Annotated in this window: 17 protein-coding genes and 1 pseudogene; 9 read left to right on the top strand and 9 right to left on the bottom strand. The window is 64.8% G+C overall.

Annotated features, from left to right (window positions below; all coding sequences use genetic code 11):
- The first annotated feature begins 597 nt into the window (after window positions 1-597).
- Together D3260_RS07195 and argF are read left to right on the top strand one after the other, a co-directional pair.
- Complete coding sequence (locus tag D3260_RS07195; protein ID WP_120097891.1) at window positions 598-1,203, top strand: superoxide dismutase; 606 nt, start codon at window positions 598-600, stop codon at window positions 1,201-1,203.
- A gap of 192 nt (window positions 1,204-1,395) precedes the next feature.
- Entirely contained in the window at window positions 1,396-2,298 is a 903-nt protein-coding gene (gene argF / locus D3260_RS07190; protein WP_120097890.1) for an ornithine carbamoyltransferase, read from the top strand.
- 20 nt (window positions 2,299-2,318) lie between these two features.
- Here argF and egtD read toward each other — a convergent pair whose 3' ends face one another.
- Complete coding sequence (gene egtD, locus D3260_RS07185) at window positions 2,319-3,314, bottom strand: L-histidine N(alpha)-methyltransferase (RefSeq protein WP_120097889.1); 996 nt, start codon at window positions 3,312-3,314, stop codon at window positions 2,319-2,321.
- 69 nt (window positions 3,315-3,383) lie between these two features.
- Between egtD and D3260_RS07180 the strand changes: the two genes are divergently transcribed.
- Window positions 3,384-4,121 (top strand): class II glutamine amidotransferase, encoded by a 738-nt coding sequence (locus tag D3260_RS07180; protein WP_158583427.1) that lies wholly within the window; start codon window positions 3,384-3,386, stop codon window positions 4,119-4,121.
- Window positions 4,122-4,144: 23 nt separating this feature from the next.
- Complete coding sequence (locus D3260_RS07175; protein WP_120097887.1) at window positions 4,145-5,293, top strand: SUMF1/EgtB/PvdO family nonheme iron enzyme; 1,149 nt, start codon at window positions 4,145-4,147, stop codon at window positions 5,291-5,293.
- Window positions 5,294-5,392: 99 nt separating this feature from the next.
- Here the strand turns inward: D3260_RS07175 and metC are convergent, their stop codons facing one another.
- Complete coding sequence (gene metC / locus D3260_RS07170; protein WP_120097886.1) at window positions 5,393-6,562, bottom strand: cystathionine beta-lyase; 1,170 nt, start codon at window positions 6,560-6,562, stop codon at window positions 5,393-5,395.
- 101 nt (window positions 6,563-6,663) lie between these two features.
- On the opposite strand from metC, the gene D3260_RS07165 reads away from it, so the two are divergent.
- Entirely contained in the window at window positions 6,664-7,458 is a 795-nt protein-coding gene (locus D3260_RS07165; protein WP_158583426.1) for a glycerophosphodiester phosphodiesterase family protein, read from the top strand.
- Between the two features lie 17 nt (window positions 7,459-7,475).
- On the opposite strand, the gene D3260_RS07160 is transcribed toward D3260_RS07165, so the two are convergent.
- Both D3260_RS07160 and sppA read right to left on the bottom strand, forming a co-directional pair.
- Complete coding sequence (locus tag D3260_RS07160) at window positions 7,476-8,447, bottom strand: glutathione S-transferase family protein (protein ID WP_120097884.1); 972 nt, start codon at window positions 8,445-8,447, stop codon at window positions 7,476-7,478.
- Between the two features lies 1 nt (window position 8,448).
- On the bottom strand, window positions 8,449-10,314 hold the full coding sequence (sppA, locus tag D3260_RS07155; protein WP_120097883.1) for a signal peptide peptidase SppA: 1,866 nt from the start codon (window positions 10,312-10,314) through the stop codon (window positions 8,449-8,451).
- Between the two features lie 174 nt (window positions 10,315-10,488).
- Between sppA and trxB the strand changes: the two genes are divergently transcribed.
- Window positions 10,489-11,505 (top strand): thioredoxin-disulfide reductase, encoded by a 1,017-nt coding sequence (gene trxB, locus D3260_RS07150; protein ID WP_120097882.1) that lies wholly within the window; start codon window positions 10,489-10,491, stop codon window positions 11,503-11,505.
- 69 nt (window positions 11,506-11,574) lie between these two features.
- Window positions 11,575-12,108: a C40 family peptidase gene (locus D3260_RS07145; protein ID WP_158583425.1), complete on the top strand. Its 534-nt coding sequence runs from the start codon at window positions 11,575-11,577 to the stop codon at window positions 12,106-12,108.
- 235 nt (window positions 12,109-12,343) lie between these two features.
- On the opposite strand, the gene rplS is transcribed toward D3260_RS07145, so the two are convergent.
- The 5 genes and pseudogenes from rplS to ffh form a co-directional block, all read right to left on the bottom strand.
- A complete protein-coding gene (rplS, locus tag D3260_RS07140; RefSeq protein WP_120097880.1) occupies window positions 12,344-12,691 on the bottom strand; it encodes a 50S ribosomal protein L19 in 348 nt (115 codons plus the stop codon).
- A 246-nt stretch (window positions 12,692-12,937) separates the two neighbouring features.
- Window positions 12,938-13,690, bottom strand: a complete 753-nt coding sequence (trmD, locus tag D3260_RS07135) for a tRNA (guanosine(37)-N1)-methyltransferase TrmD (protein WP_120097914.1) — start codon at window positions 13,688-13,690, stop codon at window positions 12,938-12,940.
- 539 nt (window positions 13,691-14,229) lie between these two features.
- Entirely contained in the window at window positions 14,230-14,760 is a 531-nt protein-coding gene (gene rimM / locus D3260_RS07130; protein WP_120097879.1) for a ribosome maturation factor RimM, read from the bottom strand.
- A 205-nt stretch (window positions 14,761-14,965) separates the two neighbouring features.
- Window positions 14,966-15,202 (bottom strand): annotated as a pseudogene (gene rpsP, locus D3260_RS17805) (30S ribosomal protein S16); the annotation flags it as partial.
- A 173-nt stretch (window positions 15,203-15,375) separates the two neighbouring features.
- Window positions 15,376-16,785 (bottom strand): signal recognition particle protein, encoded by a 1,410-nt coding sequence (ffh, locus tag D3260_RS07120; RefSeq protein ID WP_120097877.1) that lies wholly within the window; start codon window positions 16,783-16,785, stop codon window positions 15,376-15,378.
- Between the two features lie 212 nt (window positions 16,786-16,997).
- On the opposite strand from ffh, the gene D3260_RS07115 reads away from it, so the two are divergent.
- Together D3260_RS07115 and D3260_RS07110 are read left to right on the top strand one after the other, a co-directional pair.
- Entirely contained in the window at window positions 16,998-17,804 is an 807-nt protein-coding gene (locus tag D3260_RS07115) for an inner membrane protein YpjD (protein ID WP_120097876.1), read from the top strand.
- 62 nt (window positions 17,805-17,866) lie between these two features.
- Window positions 17,867-19,180, top strand: a complete 1,314-nt coding sequence (locus D3260_RS07110; protein ID WP_147418124.1) for an HlyC/CorC family transporter — start codon at window positions 17,867-17,869, stop codon at window positions 19,178-19,180.
- Window positions 19,181-19,344 lie beyond the last annotated feature (164 nt).

Genomic DNA, 19,344 nt, shown 5'->3' with positions numbered 1-19,344 from the left:
AACGCTGAGTCGCGCATTCTTGTGCGTGTTCATCCGGGTGGCTCCTTTGGCTTCTGGATTTCAGCACCCATCAGCTTCAAGGGTCGCGGCTCGGATGAACAATCTACTGAGAGGTCACACCTAGGGCCTGTTGATGTTTCGTGCGAGTCCGCGCCAAGTGCGCCCTGAAATTGACGATGGGCGACAAGACGAGGCATGGCACGCATGGCGTGTCATTCTGCGCCAGCGTGCTACAACGCTGGATTGCCGTCGTGTTTTTGATTTTGGGGGCACTTGTCCCTTCGGGTTGGGCCGCAAATCACGTCCGGCGGTGTTGCGAGCCTTGATCGTGGCACGCCACGATAAGGCGACTCGCGCCTTGCCGGACACACGGCGGTCTCTCGACGAAAAGGCGCTCGCACGAAACCTCAACACGCCCTAGCGAACGACAACGTCGGATTGCGGAGAAATACCGCCGTCTCGTCGGGTTGCGCCCAAAAACCGGCCATGCGGCGCTCCACGGCCGTCGCCGGTGTCCGTGAAGCCACGGGTTTGAAAAGCCGACATGAACCTATATAAATGGAATGCGTTGATTCATCCCTTACCAAGGAAGATGTCATGGCATTCGAACTGCCCGATCTGCCCTACGATTATGACGCGCTCGAACCGCATATCGATGCGCGCACGATGGAGATCCATCACACCAAGCATCACAACGCCTATCTGACGAAGTTCAACAAGGCCATCGAAGGCACACCGCTGGAAGACCAGGATCTCGAGACGATTCTGGCCAGCGCCGGCCAGCACGGGGCCGGCGTGCGCAACCAGGGTGGCGGTTACTACAACCACATCATTTTCTGGGAAAGCATGTCGCCCGACGGCGGTGGCAAGCCGAGCGGCAAGCTGGCCGAGGCCATCGATTCGGCCTTCGGCTCGTTCGATGACTTCAAGGAACAGTTCACGGCGGCCGCGACGGGTCTGTTCGGCTCCGGCTTCGTCTGGCTCGTCGTCGATGCAGGCCAGCTCAAGATCGTGTCTACGCCGAACCAGGACAATCCGGTCATGGACGTGGTCGCCGAGTCCGGCAAGCCGATCCTCGGTCTGGACGTCTGGGAGCATGCCTTCTATCTGAAGTATCAGAACAAGAAGCCGGACTACGTGGATGCCTGGTGGCACGTCGTCAACTGGGACGGTGTGGCCAAGAAGTTCGAGTCGGCCAGCTAAGCGCCGGCCCGCCGTCAGGCGAACGAGGCCCCGTCGCATTGCGGCGGGGCCTTTTTTATTGGAGGATGTCGGGCTTGCTGCGTACCGGCCCCGTGCCGGTATCGCCGTCAGTCAAAGGGCCCATCCGACGACGCTGTCGACACCGCTCGACGCATGCCCGCGTCATCGCAAGCAGGACATTACAATTCCATCATGAGTGCGCGACACTTCCTCAGCCTGGACGATCTGGGCGCTTCCGGTATCGATTCGGTGATCGCCAGCGCCATCGCTCGCAAGCGCGAGGCGCCGACCGATCGCCCCCTGCTCGGTCGAACCCTGGCCATGATGTTCGAGAAATCCTCGACTCGGACCCGTGTATCCTTCGAGGCGGGCATGACGCGCCTCGGCGGCCACGCGATCTTCCTGTCGCCCGGCGATACACAGATCGGCCGCGGCGAGCCGGTCGAGGACACCGCTCGCGTGCTGTCCGGCATGTGCGATGCCGTCATGGTGCGCAATCATTCGCATGCCGTGCTCGAACAGTTTGCAGCCTATGCCAGCGTTCCGGTCATCAACGGGCTGACCGATCGTCTGCACCCCTGTCAGCTGCTCGCGGATCTACAGACCTACGTCGAGCATCGCGGCGATATCCGCGGCCGCACGGTCGCCTGGATCGGTGATGGCAACAACATGTGCCATTCGTATATCAATGCCGCGCGCCTGCTCGGGTTCCATCTTCGGATCGCGGCACCGGAAGGCTACGCGCCAGATGACAGCCTCGTGCGCGCGGCCGGCGATCAGGTTTCGATATACGACAAGGCACAGCAGGCCGCCGACGGCGCCGACCTGGTGGTGACCGACGTCTGGGCCAGCATGGGCGACGAGCAGAGCCGCGAGGCACGGCTGGCCGACTTCGCCAACTTTCAGGTCAACAAGGCCCTGATGAGCTGGGCGGCACCCGATGCCCTGTTCATGCACTGTCTGCCGGCCCATCGCGGCGAAGAAGTCAGTGCCGAAGTCATCGACGGGCCGGCCAGCGTGGTCTGGGACGAGGCCGAAAACCGTCTGCATGCACAGATGGCCTTGCTGCTGCACCTGCTCGAGGCCGGCGCCTGAGCGGATCGCGCTGCCTGTTATCAGGCCTCGGCCGCCAACACCAGGGAGTACGCACCGCCCTCGGCTTCGAAATGATCCTGGGCTGACAGCCCGGCCCGATCGAGCAACTGCTGTATCGATGCCGGGCTGAACTTGCGGCTGATCTCGGTCCGGATGCCCTCGCCCGCGGTCATCTCGAATCCGGCGTCCAGGGCCTTGAAAGACACGCGATGGGCCGCCGTGGCGATGAGCCACATCTCGATACGCGATGCCTCGGCGTTGAACACCGATTGATGCCGATACGCTGCGATCGGGAAGTCCCCCCCGAGCTCGCGGTTCAGGACTGTCAGAACGTTACGGTTGAAACGCGCCGTATGCCCGGCCGCATCGTCATAGGCGGCCTCGAGCACGTCCGGGTCCTTGACCCGGTCCATGCCGAGCAGCAGCGCATCCCCCGGATTCATCAGTGCGCGGATTTCCGCAAGCAGCGCCTCACCGGCCGCCGGCTCGAAGTTGCCGATCGTGCCACCGAGAAACACGAACAATCGCCGGCCGCCGTCGGCAGCCAGCGGTAAGTTGGCCAGCCCGCCGGTGTAATCGCCGGTCATGGCCTCGACTTCCAGCCACGGATAGGTCGCCAGCAAGTCGCGAGCCGAGTCCAGCATGATCTGCGTACTGACCTCGAACGGCCAGTAACGCGTCTTGATGCCCTGGCGATCACAGGCCGCGAGCAGATGTCGCGTCTTGCGTGAGCTGCCGCTGCCCAGTTCGATGATGTGATCCGGCGCCACCCGCGCGATCACGGCATGCGCGGATTCGGCCAGCAGCGCGTCCTCGGTTCGCGTCGGATAGTACTCGGGCGTATCGCAGATCGCCTCGAACAGCTGAGAGCCTTCATCGTCGTAAAAATACTTGGGCGGCAGCGCACGGGGCGGCTCGAGAAGGCCGCGACGCACATCTTCGGCGAGCGAGGCCGTCTCGCGCGTGGGACGGACGTCGTGATGACGCAGTCGCGAGTCGTTGTCCGGTTCAGACATGGTGTGTTCATGACGAGAGATACAGCGACGGTATCATGGTCGCAACGATTACCCGCCGACCGCCGCACCATGTGTCGTATCGCTGCCTATCTGGGCCCGCCTCGCCGCCTCGCGGACTTCCTGACCGCGCCGGCGCATAGTCTGGCCCGTCAATCCTGGGACGCACGCGAGATGGCCAGCGCCACCGTCAACGCCGATGGCTGGGGCGTCGGCTGGTTCGATGACGACGGCTGTCCGGCCGTATACCGGCATACGCTGCCCATCTGGGCCGACGGTAACGTCGACGCCCTCGGCCGCAGCCTGACGCGCGGTCTCTGGATGGGCAACGTGCGCAGTGCCACCGCCGGTCTGGGCACCGATCACGTCAATACGCAGCCCTTCGCCGGAGACGGCCTGTTGTTCCTGCACAACGGTTACATCGAGGGATTCGCTCATCTCGTTCGGGCCCGGATGCGTGACGCAATCGCTCCCGCCGTCGAAGAGAGCATCAACGGCAACACCGATTCCGAGTACCTGTTCGCGGTACTCCGCTCGCAGCCCGGCACGCCGGCCGAAAAACTCGAGGCCACGCGGGATCTTGTACATGACTGGCTCGGCGAAACGCCCGAGCGCAAGGCGCTCTTGAACATGATGGTCACCGACGGGCGACGCCTGTCCGCCGTGCGCAGCGCGGTCAACGCACCGGCGCCATCGCTTTACGTGAACCGGGACTGGAACGGCGCCTGCGTGATTGCCTCGGAAGCCCTGGATGACACGCCCGGCTGGCGTGCGAGCGAGACGGAGCGCTCTGTTACCGTATCGATATAACGAATCGACGTTCTCACGTTGCGATGACCGCGAACCCACCCGATCGACTCACCACGCTGCGCGATCTGTCGCGTGCGATGCTCGACGGTTACGATGAAACGACTCTGCGTCGCCAACCGCACCCGGCACTCAGCCCGCTGCTCTGGCATGTCGGCCATGTCTTTTTCGTGGAGAATTACTGGCTGGCCGAACAGGTTTTCGGCGATACCCGGGTCACCGATCCCTGGCGCACGCTGTATTTTCCCGAGCTGTGTGCCAAGGGCGAGCGCAGCGCCCGGCTGCCCGGACCGGCCGAAATGGTCGCATGGACACGCGAGCTGGACGCGGTCAACGATACCTACTGGCAACGTGCCCAGCAGCAGACACACGATCTGCTGGCCGACGGCTATCTGCGCGCGTTTATCCGTCAGCACTATGCCCAGCACATCGAAACCATGCGCATGGCGCGTGCCCAACTGGCTCTCGGCGAGACGCCGCCAGCGCTGACCGACGTGATCTCACCCCGGCCGTCGGTTGCCGATCGGATCACGCTGCCGGCCGGCACGGTCGTGATGGGCACGACCGACATCGTGGCCTACGACAATGAACGGCCCACGGTCGAGCGCTCGTTCGAGCCGTTCGATATCGCACGGCGTCCGGTAGACAACGGGCAATGGCTCGGTTTCATCAACGACGACGGCTACCATGACTCACGATGGTGGGATGCAGCCGGCTGGGCCTGGCGCACACGACACGCCATCACCCACCCCCAGCACTGGCAGCCGACACGCGACGGGCACGGCTGGCATCTGGCCCGGGCCGACGACGCGCCGGTCGAGACCACCGACTCACCGGTCCACGGTATCGGCTGGCACGAAGCGCGAGCCTATGCCCGATGGGCCGGAGCGCGACTGCCCACGGAAGTCGAGTGGGAAGCCGCGGCACGCAGCGGTCGGCTGGAACACGTCGGTCAGGTCTGGGAATGGTGCGACAACGCATTCGCGCCCTATCCCGGATTTCAGGCCTTTCCCTACGACGAGTATTCGATGCCCTGGTTCGACGGCAAACATTTCGTCGCACGCGGCGCGAGCCGCGCCACCGAGGCCGATATCCGGCGGCCCGGTTTCCGCAATTTCTATCCGCCAACCCATCGACATGTCTTCGCCGGACTGCGCCTGGCCTGGTCGACATGACAAGACGGTCGGGCGCGGCACTATCACGACACAGCCACGCCCGGACCGTCACGCCGGCCTGGAGATCGGCTGGCAAGGGACCGGCGTCACTTGGTCAGGTCAGGCCAGCCCGGCCCGAGCCAGTCCGGCGGCCATGTCGTCGATGAGATCGTCGATATCCTCGAGACCGGCATGAATCCGCAGCAGCGGCCCGTCGGCCTGCCAGGCCACCGCACTGCGGCTGTGGGTCGGATCCACCGGCAGCACGAGGCTTTCATAGCCGCCCCATGAGGCGCCGAGACCGTAGAACGACAGCCCGTCGATCAGCGCAGCGAGACATTCGCGGGAGATCGGCGCAAGCTCGATCGCGAACAGCCCACAGGCGCCCGAAAAGTCACGCAGCCAGCGATCGTGTTGCGGATGGTCGGCGCGGGCCGGATGGAAGACGCGAGCCACACCGGGCTGCTCGGCCAGCCAGTTGGCCAGGGCCAGACCGTTGGCCTCGTGCACCGGCAGGCGCTGACCCAGCGTCCGCAGGCCACGCGCGCCCAGATAGACATCGTCCGGCCCGGCACAATAGCCGAGCGCGATCGCTGTCTCGCGCACGGCCCGATAACGCGCCTCGTCCACGGCACTGACGGTGCCGAGCATGGCATCGGAATGGCCGACGATGTATTTCGTGGCCGCGTGGACCGATAAATCCACCCCGTGCCCCAGGGCATCGAAGTAGACCGGCGTACCCCAGGTGTTGTCGGCGATCACCGTCACGCCGTGCTGATGCGCGCATTCGGCGAGCGCCGGCACATCCGCGATCTCGAAGGTCAGCGAACCCGGCGCTTCGACAAAGAGCGCGCAGGTCTGCTCGGTGAAACGCTCGGCCAGTGCCGCGGGCGTGCTCAACGGATCGAAGTATTCGCAGCGCACACCGTGTCGCGCCAGCAGGCCGTCGCACAGCTTGCGCGTCGGCCCGTAGACATTGTCGGCCACGAGCACATGAGCACCGGCCTGCGTCACCGCCAGTATCGCGATCGCGATCGCGGCCAGGCCCGAGCAGGTGCTCACGGTCCCATGCGCGCCTTCCAGTTCCGCGATCGCTGCCTCGAAAGCGAAATGGGTCGGCGTGCCAAGCCGCCCATAGTGCACGCCGGAAAACGGATCGACGCTGGCGGCATCGAATGCCGCCAGCGAATCGAACAAGACGGTGGAGGCATGATAGACCGGCGTATTGACCATGCCGTAATGAGCGGACGGCTGGCGGCCGGCATGAGCGAGTCGAGTGGCGCGCTTCATCGGAGGGCTGACGGTAACAGGACGCTCGCCAGCATACGACATCCACGGTCGCGTCACGACACCCGGCTATACTGTGCCCATCATCCGCCCGCCCGAGCGCCGTGAAACCCTGGCTCGAGGATCTGCTGACATCGGCCTGCGAGACCGTGCTGGCCGCCTGGCCGCGCCGGGCGCCGACGCGCGCCCAGCTCGAACGTGCCGTGATCGTCGCCCATCGCGGCGAGCGAGACGGCGTTGCGGTCAAGGAAAACACCTTCGCTGCCTTTGACCCGGTGATCGCCGCCGGCGTCGGCGCGCTCGAGTTCGATGTGCGCTACACGCGCGATGCGGAGCCCGTGATCAGCCATGACGCCACCCTCAAGCGTGTCTTCGGGCTCGACCGCGCCATCGCCGACATGGACTGGGCGACCCTGCGAGCCCGCGTGCCGGCGGTCCCGCATCTTGATGAGATGCTCGCCCGCTATGCCCGACGGGCGACCCTGATGATCGAGCTCAAGGAACGCGGCAGCGCACGCGGCGAGACGCGCCTGCATACGGCCTTGAGCGATCTGACACCGGCGCGGGATTTCTATTTCCTGTCACTCGAGCCGGCGTTGTTCGCGGCCTGCGGCGACGAGCCGGAGGCCGCACGCATCCCGGTGGCCAAGACGAACTGGGCCCGGATGCGCGACTGGACGCTCACACACGACTGCGGTGGCATCGCCGGGCCGTTCGTGTTCATCGGCCGTCGCGATATCGCCCGGCTGACGGCCGAATCGGCTTTCATCGGCAGCGGCTTCATTCGTCGCCGCGGCCTGCTCATGCGCGAGATCGGCCGCGACATTCCCTGGTTGTTCACCAACCGCCCGCTCGCCCTCCAGCGCATGCTCGATCAGGCTCGGCGACGCCGCGCATGAGATCGCCGTCGGGCGGCTCAATCATCCGCACACCGCAGATGCGAGCGGCCCGGCTCGGCTTCGAAATCCAACACCGGTCCCAGCGGCACGACACCGGTCGGGTTCACGCTTTGATGGCTGCGATAGTAATGCTGCTTGATATGCGCGATATCGACGGTCTCGGCCACGCCGGGCACCTGATAGAGCTCGCGCAGATACCCCGACAGATGCGGATAATCGACGATCCGGCGTCGGTTGCACTTGAAATGACCGTGGTAGACGGCGTCGAAGCGCACCAGGGTCACGAACAGCCGCCAGTCGGCTTCGGTCAGACGTGCACCGGTCACGTAGCGCTGTCCGGCCAGTCTGTCATCGAGCCAGTCGAGCGTTTCGAATAGCTGCATGAACGCTTTCTCGTAGGCCGACTGGGTCGTGGCGAAGCCGGCCTTGTAGACGCCGTTGTTCACGTCGTCGTAGACCCGAGCGTTGACGTCATCGATCGACTCGGCCAGCGCGGCCGGATAGTAATCCCGCTCGGGATGGCCGGCGAACGCATCGAAGGCGCTGTTGAACATCCGCACGATGTCGGCCGACTCGTTCGAGACGATCGTCTCGTGCGCGGTGTCCCAGAGCGTCGGCGTGGTCACCCGGCCGGTGTAGCCCGGTGCGGCCTTCTGGTACAGCTCGTAGAGATAATTCAGGCCATAGAGCGTATCCGGTATCGTGCCGCGCGCTTTTGAGAACCACCAGCCGTTCTCGCCCATGTATGGGTCGACGATCGACAGCCCGATGACATCCTCGAGGCCCTTCAAGCGACGCAGGATAAGCGTACGGTGCGCCCAGGGGCAGGCCAGAGAGACATACAGATGATATCGCCCGGCAGCCGGCTGGAACGGCTGGTCCGCGCCTTCGGCGACCCAGTTACGAAAGCCGGGCGACTCACGAACGAATTCGCCCTCTTTCGTGTCGTAGCCCCGGTCGTGCCAGACGCCGTTGATGAGCAATCCCATGTCACAAACCTCGATACATCGATGAAATCCGCGTCGTCTGCGCCGCGCTCCCGGCCGAATCGAGGCGACAGAAACAACGTGCGTACAGCCCGTTCGGGTCGTTCAGTCGTTTGAGGAACGACAGCGCATCGTCCTGGCTGGCACGGGCCAGCCAGGACGGCAGCATCGCCTCGGCGATGTGCACGCCCAGAGTCTGTGACAGCGCGCCGCGCCAGCTCGACGGCGGCGTCATCGGCTGCAGGCGATAGTCTTTCGGGTCGAGCCCGGCCAGTTTCGCGGCGGCCGCCTCGGCCTGGGTCACATCGCCCAGATGATCGACGAGCCCGATCCGGGCGGCATCCGCGCCGGCCCAGACCCGGCCCTGGGCGATCCGATCGACCTTGTCGATGGGCATGTCGCGCGCTTTGGCCACACGGCTCGTGAACTGGTGATAGCCGTGCTCGATGCCGGCCTGCAGGATCTGCCGGGCCTGGTCCGACAACGGACGATCCAGACGCATGGCCCCGGAGAGTGCGGTGGTACCCACCCCGTCGGTATGGATGCCGAGCTTGTTCAACGGCTCGTTGAATGTCGGCACGATGGCGAAGATCCCGATCGAACCGGTGATGGTCGACGGCTCTGCCCAGATCTGGTCCGCGTTCATCGAGATCCAATAGCCGCCCGAGGCCGCCAGCCCGGCCATGGAGACCACGACCGGCTTGCCGGCTGCGCGCATCGCCACGACCTGACGCCGGATGCGCTCGGCCGCGGTCACCGATCCACCGGGCGAATTCACCCGCAGGACCATCCCCGCGACGTGCTCGTCGCGACGAGCGGAGTCGATCAGCCGGGCGATCGTGTCGCCGCCGGCCGAGCCCGGGGTGCTCTCGCCGTCGATGATGTCACCCTCGACGGTGACCACGGCGATGCGATCGCCGTCACCGGTGGCCGTGTCCGTATCGGCGAGATAATCCGCGGTGTCGACGCGCTTGAAACCATGCGTGCGCTCATCCTGGCCGACGGCCTTGGCCAGGCGCGTGCTCACGGCATCGAGCGAGGCGACCGAATCGACCAGACCGGCCGCCTGTGCCAGTCGGGCCGCGTTGCCGTCATCGGCCGTCAGCCGGTCGGCATAACTATCGATATAGGCATCGATCGCATCCGGGTCGATCCCGCGATCGGCGGTCACTATCGTCTTGTAGGTGCCCCAGAGCGAGTGCATCCAGGAAAGCGCATCGGCCCGGGCCGCCGGCGACATATCGTTTCGGGTGTAGGGCTCGACATACGACTTGTACTTGCCGACGCGGAACACGTTGACGTTGACGCCGAGCTTGTCGAGCGCGTCCTTGTAGTAGTTGTTGTAGACCCCGTAGCCCTGCAGCAGCACGAACCCCAGCGGATCGACCACGATGCGATCGGCCTGGCTGGCCAGCTCGTACTGGGCCTGATTGTAGCCATCGGACCAGGCCACGACCGGCTTGTCCGAGGCTTTCTTGAAGCGCCGAATGGCCGCGACCACGTCCTGCAATTGGCCCGGCGTGGCGCCGTTGAAGTCATCCAGCTTGAGCAGCACCTGCTTGATGCGATCGTCATCGGCCGCCCGATCCAGGGCCGTGACGATATCGCGGGTCACCGACGGTTCCTCGTCGTCGGAGAACAGTCCGCCGATCAGCGAGCCCACGACATCCGGCTGCTCGACCAGCGTGTCACTCGGATCGACCACGAGCACGGCCTGCTGCGGCACCGGTGTCGGCGGTGCGTTGAACACGAAATAGAGCCCTACCGGAATGGCGATCAGTATCGCCAGGAACAGCAGCGAATACAGCAACGCCACCGTGCGCCACAGTCCCCCGATGACACGCCGGAAGAACGACGGTTGTCCAGCCACGCGATTTCCCCTTGGGCCGAGTCGCCCGGCGACACGGCGCTACTTCGATGAGCCAATACCCGCGCGCAGTGTAGCGCGAGTATCCGGCTCATCGGGCATCGCAGGGCCGATCGCTTGAATTCGGTTCCCGACCGCCTCACTTTTCGTTCGACGAATCCGACAGTGTGTCCCGTCATGAGCCAAGCACAGCCACAGCACCATCGTCTGATCATTCTGGGATCCGGCCCGGCCGGGTACACCGCGGCCGTATACGCCGCACGCGCCAATCTCGATCCGGTCATGATCACCGGTATCGAACAGGGCGGACAGCTGATGACCACAACGGATGTCGACAACTGGCCCGGCGACGTGGACGGTCTCCAGGGGCCGGCGCTGATGGAACGCATGAAGGCACATGCCGAGCGTTTCGACACCCGGATGATCAACGACCAGGTTCATACCACAGATCTTTCCGGCCGGCCGTTTCGGCTCGAGGGCGATTCGGGCACCTACACCTGCGATGCGCTGATCATCGCCACCGGTGCGACCGCCCGCTATCTGGGGCTGGCATCCGAGACCGCGTTCATGGGGCGCGGCATCTCGGCCTGCGCCACCTGTGACGGGTTCTTCTATCGCAACAAGAACGTCGCGGTCATCGGCGGCGGCAACACGGCGCTGGAAGAAGCATTGTATCTGTCGAATCTGGCAGCCCACGTGACCGTCGTGCATCGACGCGACAAGTTCCGCGGCGAGAAGATCCTGGCCGACAAGCTCTTCGACAAGGCACGCAACGGCAACGTCAGCATCATCTGGGACCACGAACTCGATGAAGTGCTGGGCGACGAGATGGGCGTGACCGGCGGGCGCATCAAGCATGCCCACACCGGCGCGACGCAGGAGCTGGACGTCGACGGCATCTTCATCGCCATCGGCCACAAGCCCAATACCGACATCTTCGCCGGCCAGCTCGACATGGCGAGCGGTTATATCCAGGTCGCCTCCGGCACCCAGGGCAACGCGACCGCGGCCAGCGTGCCCGGCGTATTCGCGGCCGGGGACGTCATGGACCATGTCTATCGCCAGGCGATCACGTCAGCCGGCAGCGGCTGCATGGCGGCACTGGATGCGGAACGTTTCCTGGATGCGCAGACGGTCGACGAAACGCCGCGCGAAGCGCATGTCGAAAGCCAGGTCGCCCATCGCCAGGTCTGAATGGCAACGGGCTGTCCGGCCAAGCTGCTGGGCAGCCCGTCTCGCTTGCGGCATCATGACGACATTCAGATGACACGTTCGTGTGTTTGCATGTTCAAGCCGTTGATCGGCGGTCTGGCGACTGCCCTGCTCCTGGCAGGCTGTGCCGGCGCCCCGCAGACTGAAAGCGTTGAAAAGAGTCTCGAGCAGACCTCGCCCGAGCGCCAGACCGTGGCCTCCACGGCACTGGCACAGATCGGCGACGCCTACGCGCCCAACATGGCCGGCCCGGATCAGTACGACGATGCCGGGCTGGCCTATTACGCCTATCGACAGAACGGGCGCAGCCTGCCGCGCACCCTGGCCGATCAGCTCAGTGCGGGCGTACCGATTTCACTCGACGCCGCCGAGCCCGGCGATCTCGTGTTCTTCCGCCTGGACACGCCGGACGGCAAGGGCCGACTCACCGTCGGCGTACTGGCCAGCGAGAGCGTTGCCGTGGTCACCCTGCCCGGCGCGACAAACGCCGGTGGCGGCGTACGACGAGTGTCCCTGGCCGGAGACTACTGGCGCGCCCGCTTGATCGGCGTCACGCGTATTCTCGCGGATACCGGCAACGACTGACCGCCGCTTGACCGCTGCCGGGCGCGGTCTGCAACACCTACCCGAGCGGTTACGGAATCGTTCACGCGATCGTCTTCGCGCCATCGCAGACGATATCCAAAAAAAGCGCCCGACGGGCGCTTTTTCTATCGCATCGCGTATCCGCGTGCTCAGGTCGTGTCGTCACGAAGTAGGCCGGGGGCGACCCGAAGGGCCAGCGGCCGTCTATCTCGTGACGAAGCGCCCTAGAAGCGCCCTAGAGCTTTTCGCGAATACGAGCCGACTTGCCGCTGCGCTCGCGCAGGAAGTACAGCTTGGCGCGACGGACGTCGCCCCGACGAAGCACCTTGATCTCGGCGATACCGGGGGAGAACGTCTGGAAGACACGCTCCACGCCTTCGCCGTGGGAGACCTTGCGTACGGTGAAGGCCGAATTGAGGCCGCGGTTGCGCTTGGCGATGACGACGCCTTCGAACGCCTGCAGGCGTTCCCGTTCGCCCTCGACCACACGCACCTGCACCACGACGGTATCACCAGCCGAGAAGTCCGGGATGTTCTTGCCGCTTTTCTGTTCGGCTTCCAATTCGTCGATGATGTTGCTCATGGCCTGCCTCGCAAGTCGTGTTCGAGCCGTGGGTGGGCTTCTAAAGTCGGCGGATTATACCGGAACGCCTGACCTTTGTGACCCTGAAAAACAGTTTTTTCGCCGATTTTTGGACATCGATGCCACACGCTCTCACCCCGGACCGGGCGGCCCGGTCTGGCAGCGCTCGAAACCGGCCGCCAGCCACCTCGCGCAGACACACTCCGCAACGCTTAGCGCGGACACGGCGAGCGCCGGACGGGCGCGTCAATCGGCGTCCTGCTCGGCGATGAATTCCTGCAACAGCCCAACCTGGCGCTCGGAAAGCGCCAGCTCGGCCAGCAGGCCCGGCCGACGCAGCCACGTCAGACCGAGCGCGCGTTTTTCGCGCCAGCGGGCGATCGCGGCATGATCACCGGACAGCAGCACGTCCGGCACCTGCCCTTGTGGCCCGTCGATGACCGGCGGACGCGTATAGTGCGGATGGTCCAGCCCGCTGACGGCGAACGAGTCCTCGGCCGCCGATCGGGCATCGCCGAGTACCCCGGTCTGCAGACGGGCCACCGCGTCGATGACCGTCATGGCGGGCAGCTCACCGCCGGACAGCACGTAGTCGCCGATCGACAGTTCAATATCGACCTCGCTGTCGACAAAGCGTTGATCGATGCCTTCATAGCGCCCGCAGACGACGACGAAACCGGGGCTGGCCGCCAGACGACTCGCCCATGCGTGGTCGAAACGCTCGCCGGCCGGCGACATCAATACGACCGGCGCGCCGTCGTCACCCCGATCGCGCCGGATAGCGGCCAACGTCGTCGATAACGGCGTCGCCTGCATGACCATCCCCGGCCCGCCTCCGTAAGGTCGATCATCGATGCGACGATCGGCACGCACGGCGTGATCGCGCGGATTCCAGGTGGCCAGCGTCAGACGCTGCTCTCTCAGGCCGCGTCCCACGACACCGAACTGCTCGAGCTGGTCGACCCATTCGGGAAACAATGTGACGGCATCAATACGCACGAAATGGATCTCCTGAGACCTGTTGATGTTGCCGCCGAGCAGCCGCGTTGGCATTCGTCAATCGCCCTCGGCACCGCGCTGGTCGCGGCGCCAGGCAGGTACCGACACAGGTCGGCGACACCGCGGGACGCCCCGCGCCGATTCGCACGACACCCCCACAAAACCCGGGGCGTGTCGATGCGACGTGAGTGCGTTCATCGCACGTTGCAGGCCGCCGCTGATGGCACAACCCGTGGACCAGGGCATGTCCTGTCGGCTGCTTCGACATGACTATGCCTGCGGGCAACGGTGACGTCGTCTGAGCGCGTATCCCGATTCGGCACGACTTCGTGCCGGACAGCTTAGCCTGCGAAGACTCGGTACGCGCCCTGGCCCGCGCTGGCTTGCCGACAGACACGCCCTGAGCCGCCGGCTTGAGGCAGACATCTCGAATGGCGCGTTGTGCGTCTGGATCAGGGCGCGCCAAAATACGGCGACACGCGTCTTGGCTGGCCCGGTTCGCGCTCACCAATACGGCGCGAACGACACATCAACAGGCCCTAGAATTCCGGGTCCCAGTCGACGGTCATGCGGTTCGCCTCGAAATCGACATCGATCACGAATTCGTCTGCAACGAGGGGAATGAGCCGTTCTCGATCACCGGTGACCACCAGCACATCGTTCGCGCCTGTCTCCATCATGGCCGTCACCCGGCCAAGCGGGATGTCCTGCGTGGTCTGCACATTCAGGCCGATGAGATCGACCCAGTAGTACTCGCCCGGTGCGGGATCGGGCAACGTTGCCCGCTCGACGGCGATGTCCTGCTCCAACAGGGCAACGGCGGCGTCGCGATCAGCTAGCGGCTCGCCGTCGTCATCGGCAAGCCGGGCAACCAGGGTCTTGCCCTGATAGCGTCCTTCCAGAACACGAAATGGCCGTGCCTCGTCGGCACGGCCGATCCACCAGCGTTCATGGTCGAGAATGGCCTCGCGGGGCCGCGTGAAGGAATAGACCTTGATCCATCCGCGGATACCGAACAGGCCATGCACTTGGCCGAGTACGACGGGACGCTCGGGCGTCGTACTCGCCATATCAGGTCGAAACGCGGCGCGGGACGCCGGTTCAGCCCTGCGGCTGCTCGCCCAGGCCGGACTCGTCGGTCTTCTGCTCGGCGGTTTCCGGGCCGGCGTCGGAGACATCGCCCGTTGCACCTGCCGGGACCTGCTGGTTCGCGGCTTCCTTGGCCTTGGAGACCGGCGGTGCCGCGCGCACTGCGGCTTCACCTTCGCCATGCTTGTTGAACGACTTGACGAGATTCGTCACGCGTTCGGAAAGCTGGGCACCGTGAGACTTCCAGTATTCGACGCGCTCGACGTCGAGCCGGAGCGGCACTTCACCGCCGACGGCCACCGGGTTGAAGAAGCCGAGACGCTCGATGTAGCGACCATCGCGCGCATTGCGCTTGTCGGTGACCACGATGTGGTAGAACGGGCGCTTCTTGGCGCCGGAGCGTGCGAGCCGGATTTTGACCATAGCGGATAGTGACTACTGTTGGGGCCTTAATGGCTTCTAGATCGTCAATGCGACAGCATCGGATGCAAGTGGCCGCATTCAAAGATCGCGCATTGTACGCTTCTTGCCGCGAATTGGAAACTTGTATTGCGCGTTCGACCACCGGCGTCATCCGACCCGGTGCCGGCATTGACTCAGCGGCCCATGCCGGGCGGCAGATTGTTGCCGCCCATACCTGGCGGCATGCCGCCGCCGGCGCCACCGCCGCCCATGCCCTGCATGGCGCGCATCATCTTCTTCATGCCGCCCCCCTTCATTTTCTTCATCATCTTGCGCATCTGCGTGTGTTGCTTGAGCAGACGATTGATGTCCTGGACCTGAGTCCCGGAGCCCGCCGCGATACGTCGCTTGCGCGAGGCCTTGATCACATCCGGGAAACTGCGCTCCTGACGCGTCATGGAATCCACGATGGCGAGCATCTTGGTGACCTGGGTCTCGTCTGCGGCGGCGGCCATGCCCTTGGGCATCTGGGCACCGCCGGGCATTTTTTCCATGAGCGCACCGATACCGCCCATTTCCTGCATCTGGCGCAGCTGATCGGCCAGATCGTCGAGATCGAAGCCCTTGCCCTTCTTGAGCTTCTTGGCGAGCTTGTCGGCCTTGTCGCGGTCGACCTTCTGCTCGGCCTCCTCGACCAGCGAGAGCACATCGCCCATGCCCAGAATGCGCGATGCCACCCGGTCCGGATGGAACGGCTCCAGACCCTCGAGCTTCTCGCCGGTGCCGAGGAACTTGATCGGGCGTCCGGTGACCTGGCGCACCGACAGGGCCGCACCGCCGCGCGCGTCGCCGTCGACCTTGGTCAGCACCACGCCGGTCAGCGGCAGCGCATCGCCGAAGGCCTTGGCGGTGGTCGCGGCGTCCTGTCCGGTCATGGAATCGACCACGAACAGCGTCTCGATCGGGTCGAGCACATCGTGCAGCTCGCGCACCTCGGCCATCATCTTTTCGTCGATGCCGAGACGGCCCGCCGTATCGACGATCAGCACGTCGTAGAAGCCGCGACGCGCCGCCTCGAGCGCCGACTTGGCGATCTTGACCGGCTTGTCGGTGGACGCGCTCGGATGGAAGGCCGCATCGACCTCCCCGGCCACGCGCTCGAGCTGATCGATAGCGGCCGGCCGATAGACGTCGGCCGAAACCACCATCACGGACTTCTTCTCGCGCTGCTTGAGGTAACGCGCGAGCTTGCCGACCGAGGTGGTCTTGCCAGCCCCCTGCAGCCCGGCCATGAGCACCACGCCCGGGGGCTTGGTGCGCAGATCTAGCGATTCGTTGGCCTCACCGAGCAGCTTGGTGAGTTCATCGCGCACGATCTTGACCAGCGCCTGGCCGGGCGTGAGGCTGGACATCACCTCCGAGCCGACCGCTCTGGCCCGGATGTCCTCGATGAACTGCTTGACCACGGGCAGCGCCACGTCGGCCTCGAGCAGTGCCATGCGCACTTCGCGCAGCGTGGCCTTGATGTTGTCCTCGGTCAGACGACCGCGGCCGGACAGCGTCTTGAAGCTGCGATTGAGCCGATCACTCAGAGAGTCGAACATGCAGGGATCCGTTGAATCTCGTATCACGTGGTCCGCGCCGTACGGCACGGAACGTCGTCGCCGGACGGCGCGACGAAGCCATGCGATCGACGATCGATGCCGCCACGGACCGGTCTTTTACAGTGCCATTATAACGATGATGGCGCGTCATCGTTTGTCGGGCACGAAATACGGCACAATGACGGGATGAATGCGCCTGACAATTGTTCGCGATGACGTTCGTGGTCATCGAAGTCCTCATCGCCGCGCTGGCCTACGCCGGCGCCACGCGTGCGGTATGGCAACATCATGCCCGGGGTGCGGCCTATCTGCCGGTCACGCTGCTGGCCGGTCTCGGCCTGCTGATGCAGCTGGTCGCGCTGGTGCACATGACGCTGCACGCCGGGGCGATGATCATCGGCCTGGGCACGGCGTTGTCGCTGTTCGCGTGGCAGGCGGCGCTGCTGCTCTGGCTGTTCTCGCTGCGCGAATCGGTCGGCGCGCTCGGGCTGGTCATGTATCCGGTTGCCGGCCTGTGTGCGATCGCCGGTCTCCTCGTGCCTGATCCCAACGGCGCACGCGAAGCGCTCGACTGGCCGATCCAGGCCCATATCCTGCTGTCGATCCTGGCTTATGGATTGCTCACGCTCGGTGCGGTCCAGGCCGCCGTGCTGTCGATGCAGCATCGCCAGCTGCGGCGACGCCCGCCGTCCGGCGTGTTCACGACCCTGCCGCCGCTGCAGACTATGGAGACGTTGCTGTTCCGGCTCATCGGGGGCGGCTTCTTTCTGTTGAGCCTGGCGATCGCCACCGGCGCCCTGTTCATCGATCATCTGTTCGCCCAGCACCTGGCCCACAAAGCGGTCCTGTCGGTTGTGGCGTGGCTGGTGTTCGCGGTGCTGCTGTTCGGCCGCTGGCGCTACGGCTGGCGCGGCCGGCTCGCGGTACGCGGCGTGCTGGTGGGCTATGTGCTGCTGGTGCTGGCCTATTTCGGCAGCAAATTGGTACTGGAACTGATCTTGGGCGAACATTGGTGGTGATTGCGATGTGCAACGGCCATTCGCCCGTACCACAACTCATTTGATCACGAGCCCCGAAGTCCTTGGACACGATCCCCTTATGGGTGCTGTTCTGCATCCTGTTCTCGATGCTGGCGCTGTCGGCATTCTTCTCCGGCTCCGAAACCGGGCTGATGACGCTCAACCGGTATCGGATGAAGCATCTGGCCCAGACCGGCCACGGCGGCGCGCGCCGGGCGGCAGACATGCTGGAAACACCGGACAAGCTCATCGGGCTGATTCTGCTCGGCAACAACCTGGTCAACATCATCGCCTCGTCGCTGGCCACGGTCATCGGCATCCGGCTCTACGGCGATTTCGGCGTGGTGATCTCGACCATCGTGCTGACGATCCTGGTATTGATCTTTTCCGAGGTCACGCCGAAGACGCTGTCGGCGCTCTATCCGGAACGCATCGCCTATCCCGCCGCGTATCTTTACAAGCCGATGCTGCGCGTGTTCTGGCCGGTGGTCTATCTGTTCAACTCGGCCGGCCGCGGCCTGTTGTGGATCCTGCGTGTCTCGCCCGAGGACGCCGCGTCCCATTCACTGTCGTCGGAAGAACTACGCACCGTGGTCACCGAAGCCGGCGCGATGATCCCGCGGCGCCACCAGCAGATGCTGCTGTCGATCCTCGACATGGAAAACGCCACGGTCGAGGACATCATGATCCCGCGCAACGAGATCGTGGGCATCGATATCAGCAAGCCCTGGCCCGAGATCCTCGAGCAGCTGGTCCACAATCAGCACACGCGACTGCCACTTTATGACGGCTCGATCGACGAGATCCGCGGCATCGTGCACATGCGTCGGGTGCTGGCCCTGATCTCGAACAACGAGCTGGACCAGAACAGCCTGCTGGCGATGGCCCGCACGCCCTACTTCATTCCCGAGAACACGCCGCTCAACCAGCAGCTGCTCAATTTTCAGAATCAGAAGCGCCGTATCGGTTTCGTTGTCGATGAATACGGCGACATTCAGGGCCTGGCCACGCTCGAAGACATTCTCGAGGAGATCGTGGGCGAATTCACCACCGACCCGCTCACGCGCGTGAAGAACGTCACCATGGACGGCGAGAACAGTTACCTCGTCGACGGCACCGTGGCACTGCGCTCGCTCAACCGGGCGCTCGGCTGGCGTCTGCCAGTCGACGGGCCCAAGACCATCAACGGCCTGATCACCGAACAGACCGAAACCATTCCGGAGCCCGGTACACGGCTCAAGATCGACAAATATGTCTTCGAGATCGTCGAAACCAGCGCGAGCCTGGTCTCGACCGTGCGCGTACGCCCGCCGCGTCGCAAGCGCCGGGCGCTGCCGCTGGCAGAACAGACAGCGCAGGCACACGACGAGCGCTGACACATCGGCGCACGCGCCAGCGCCTGCCTGTGCCCACCGGCCATGAGCGCGCACGGCCGACCGGCACCGAGTGCTGATCCACCCTCGGTGCCGGCCCGGCGCGTAACTCAAGACCGGGCCGAGCCGATACGGCGACTGGCCCCTTGCCGGGACACCGGGTATCG

It is taken from the genome of Salinisphaera sp. Q1T1-3 (assembly GCF_003602005.1).
Lineage (GTDB): Bacteria > Pseudomonadota > Gammaproteobacteria > Nevskiales > Salinisphaeraceae > Salinisphaera.
Note: the sequence above shows the minus strand (reverse complement) of the source record. Positions and strands in the feature narration are given on the sequence as shown.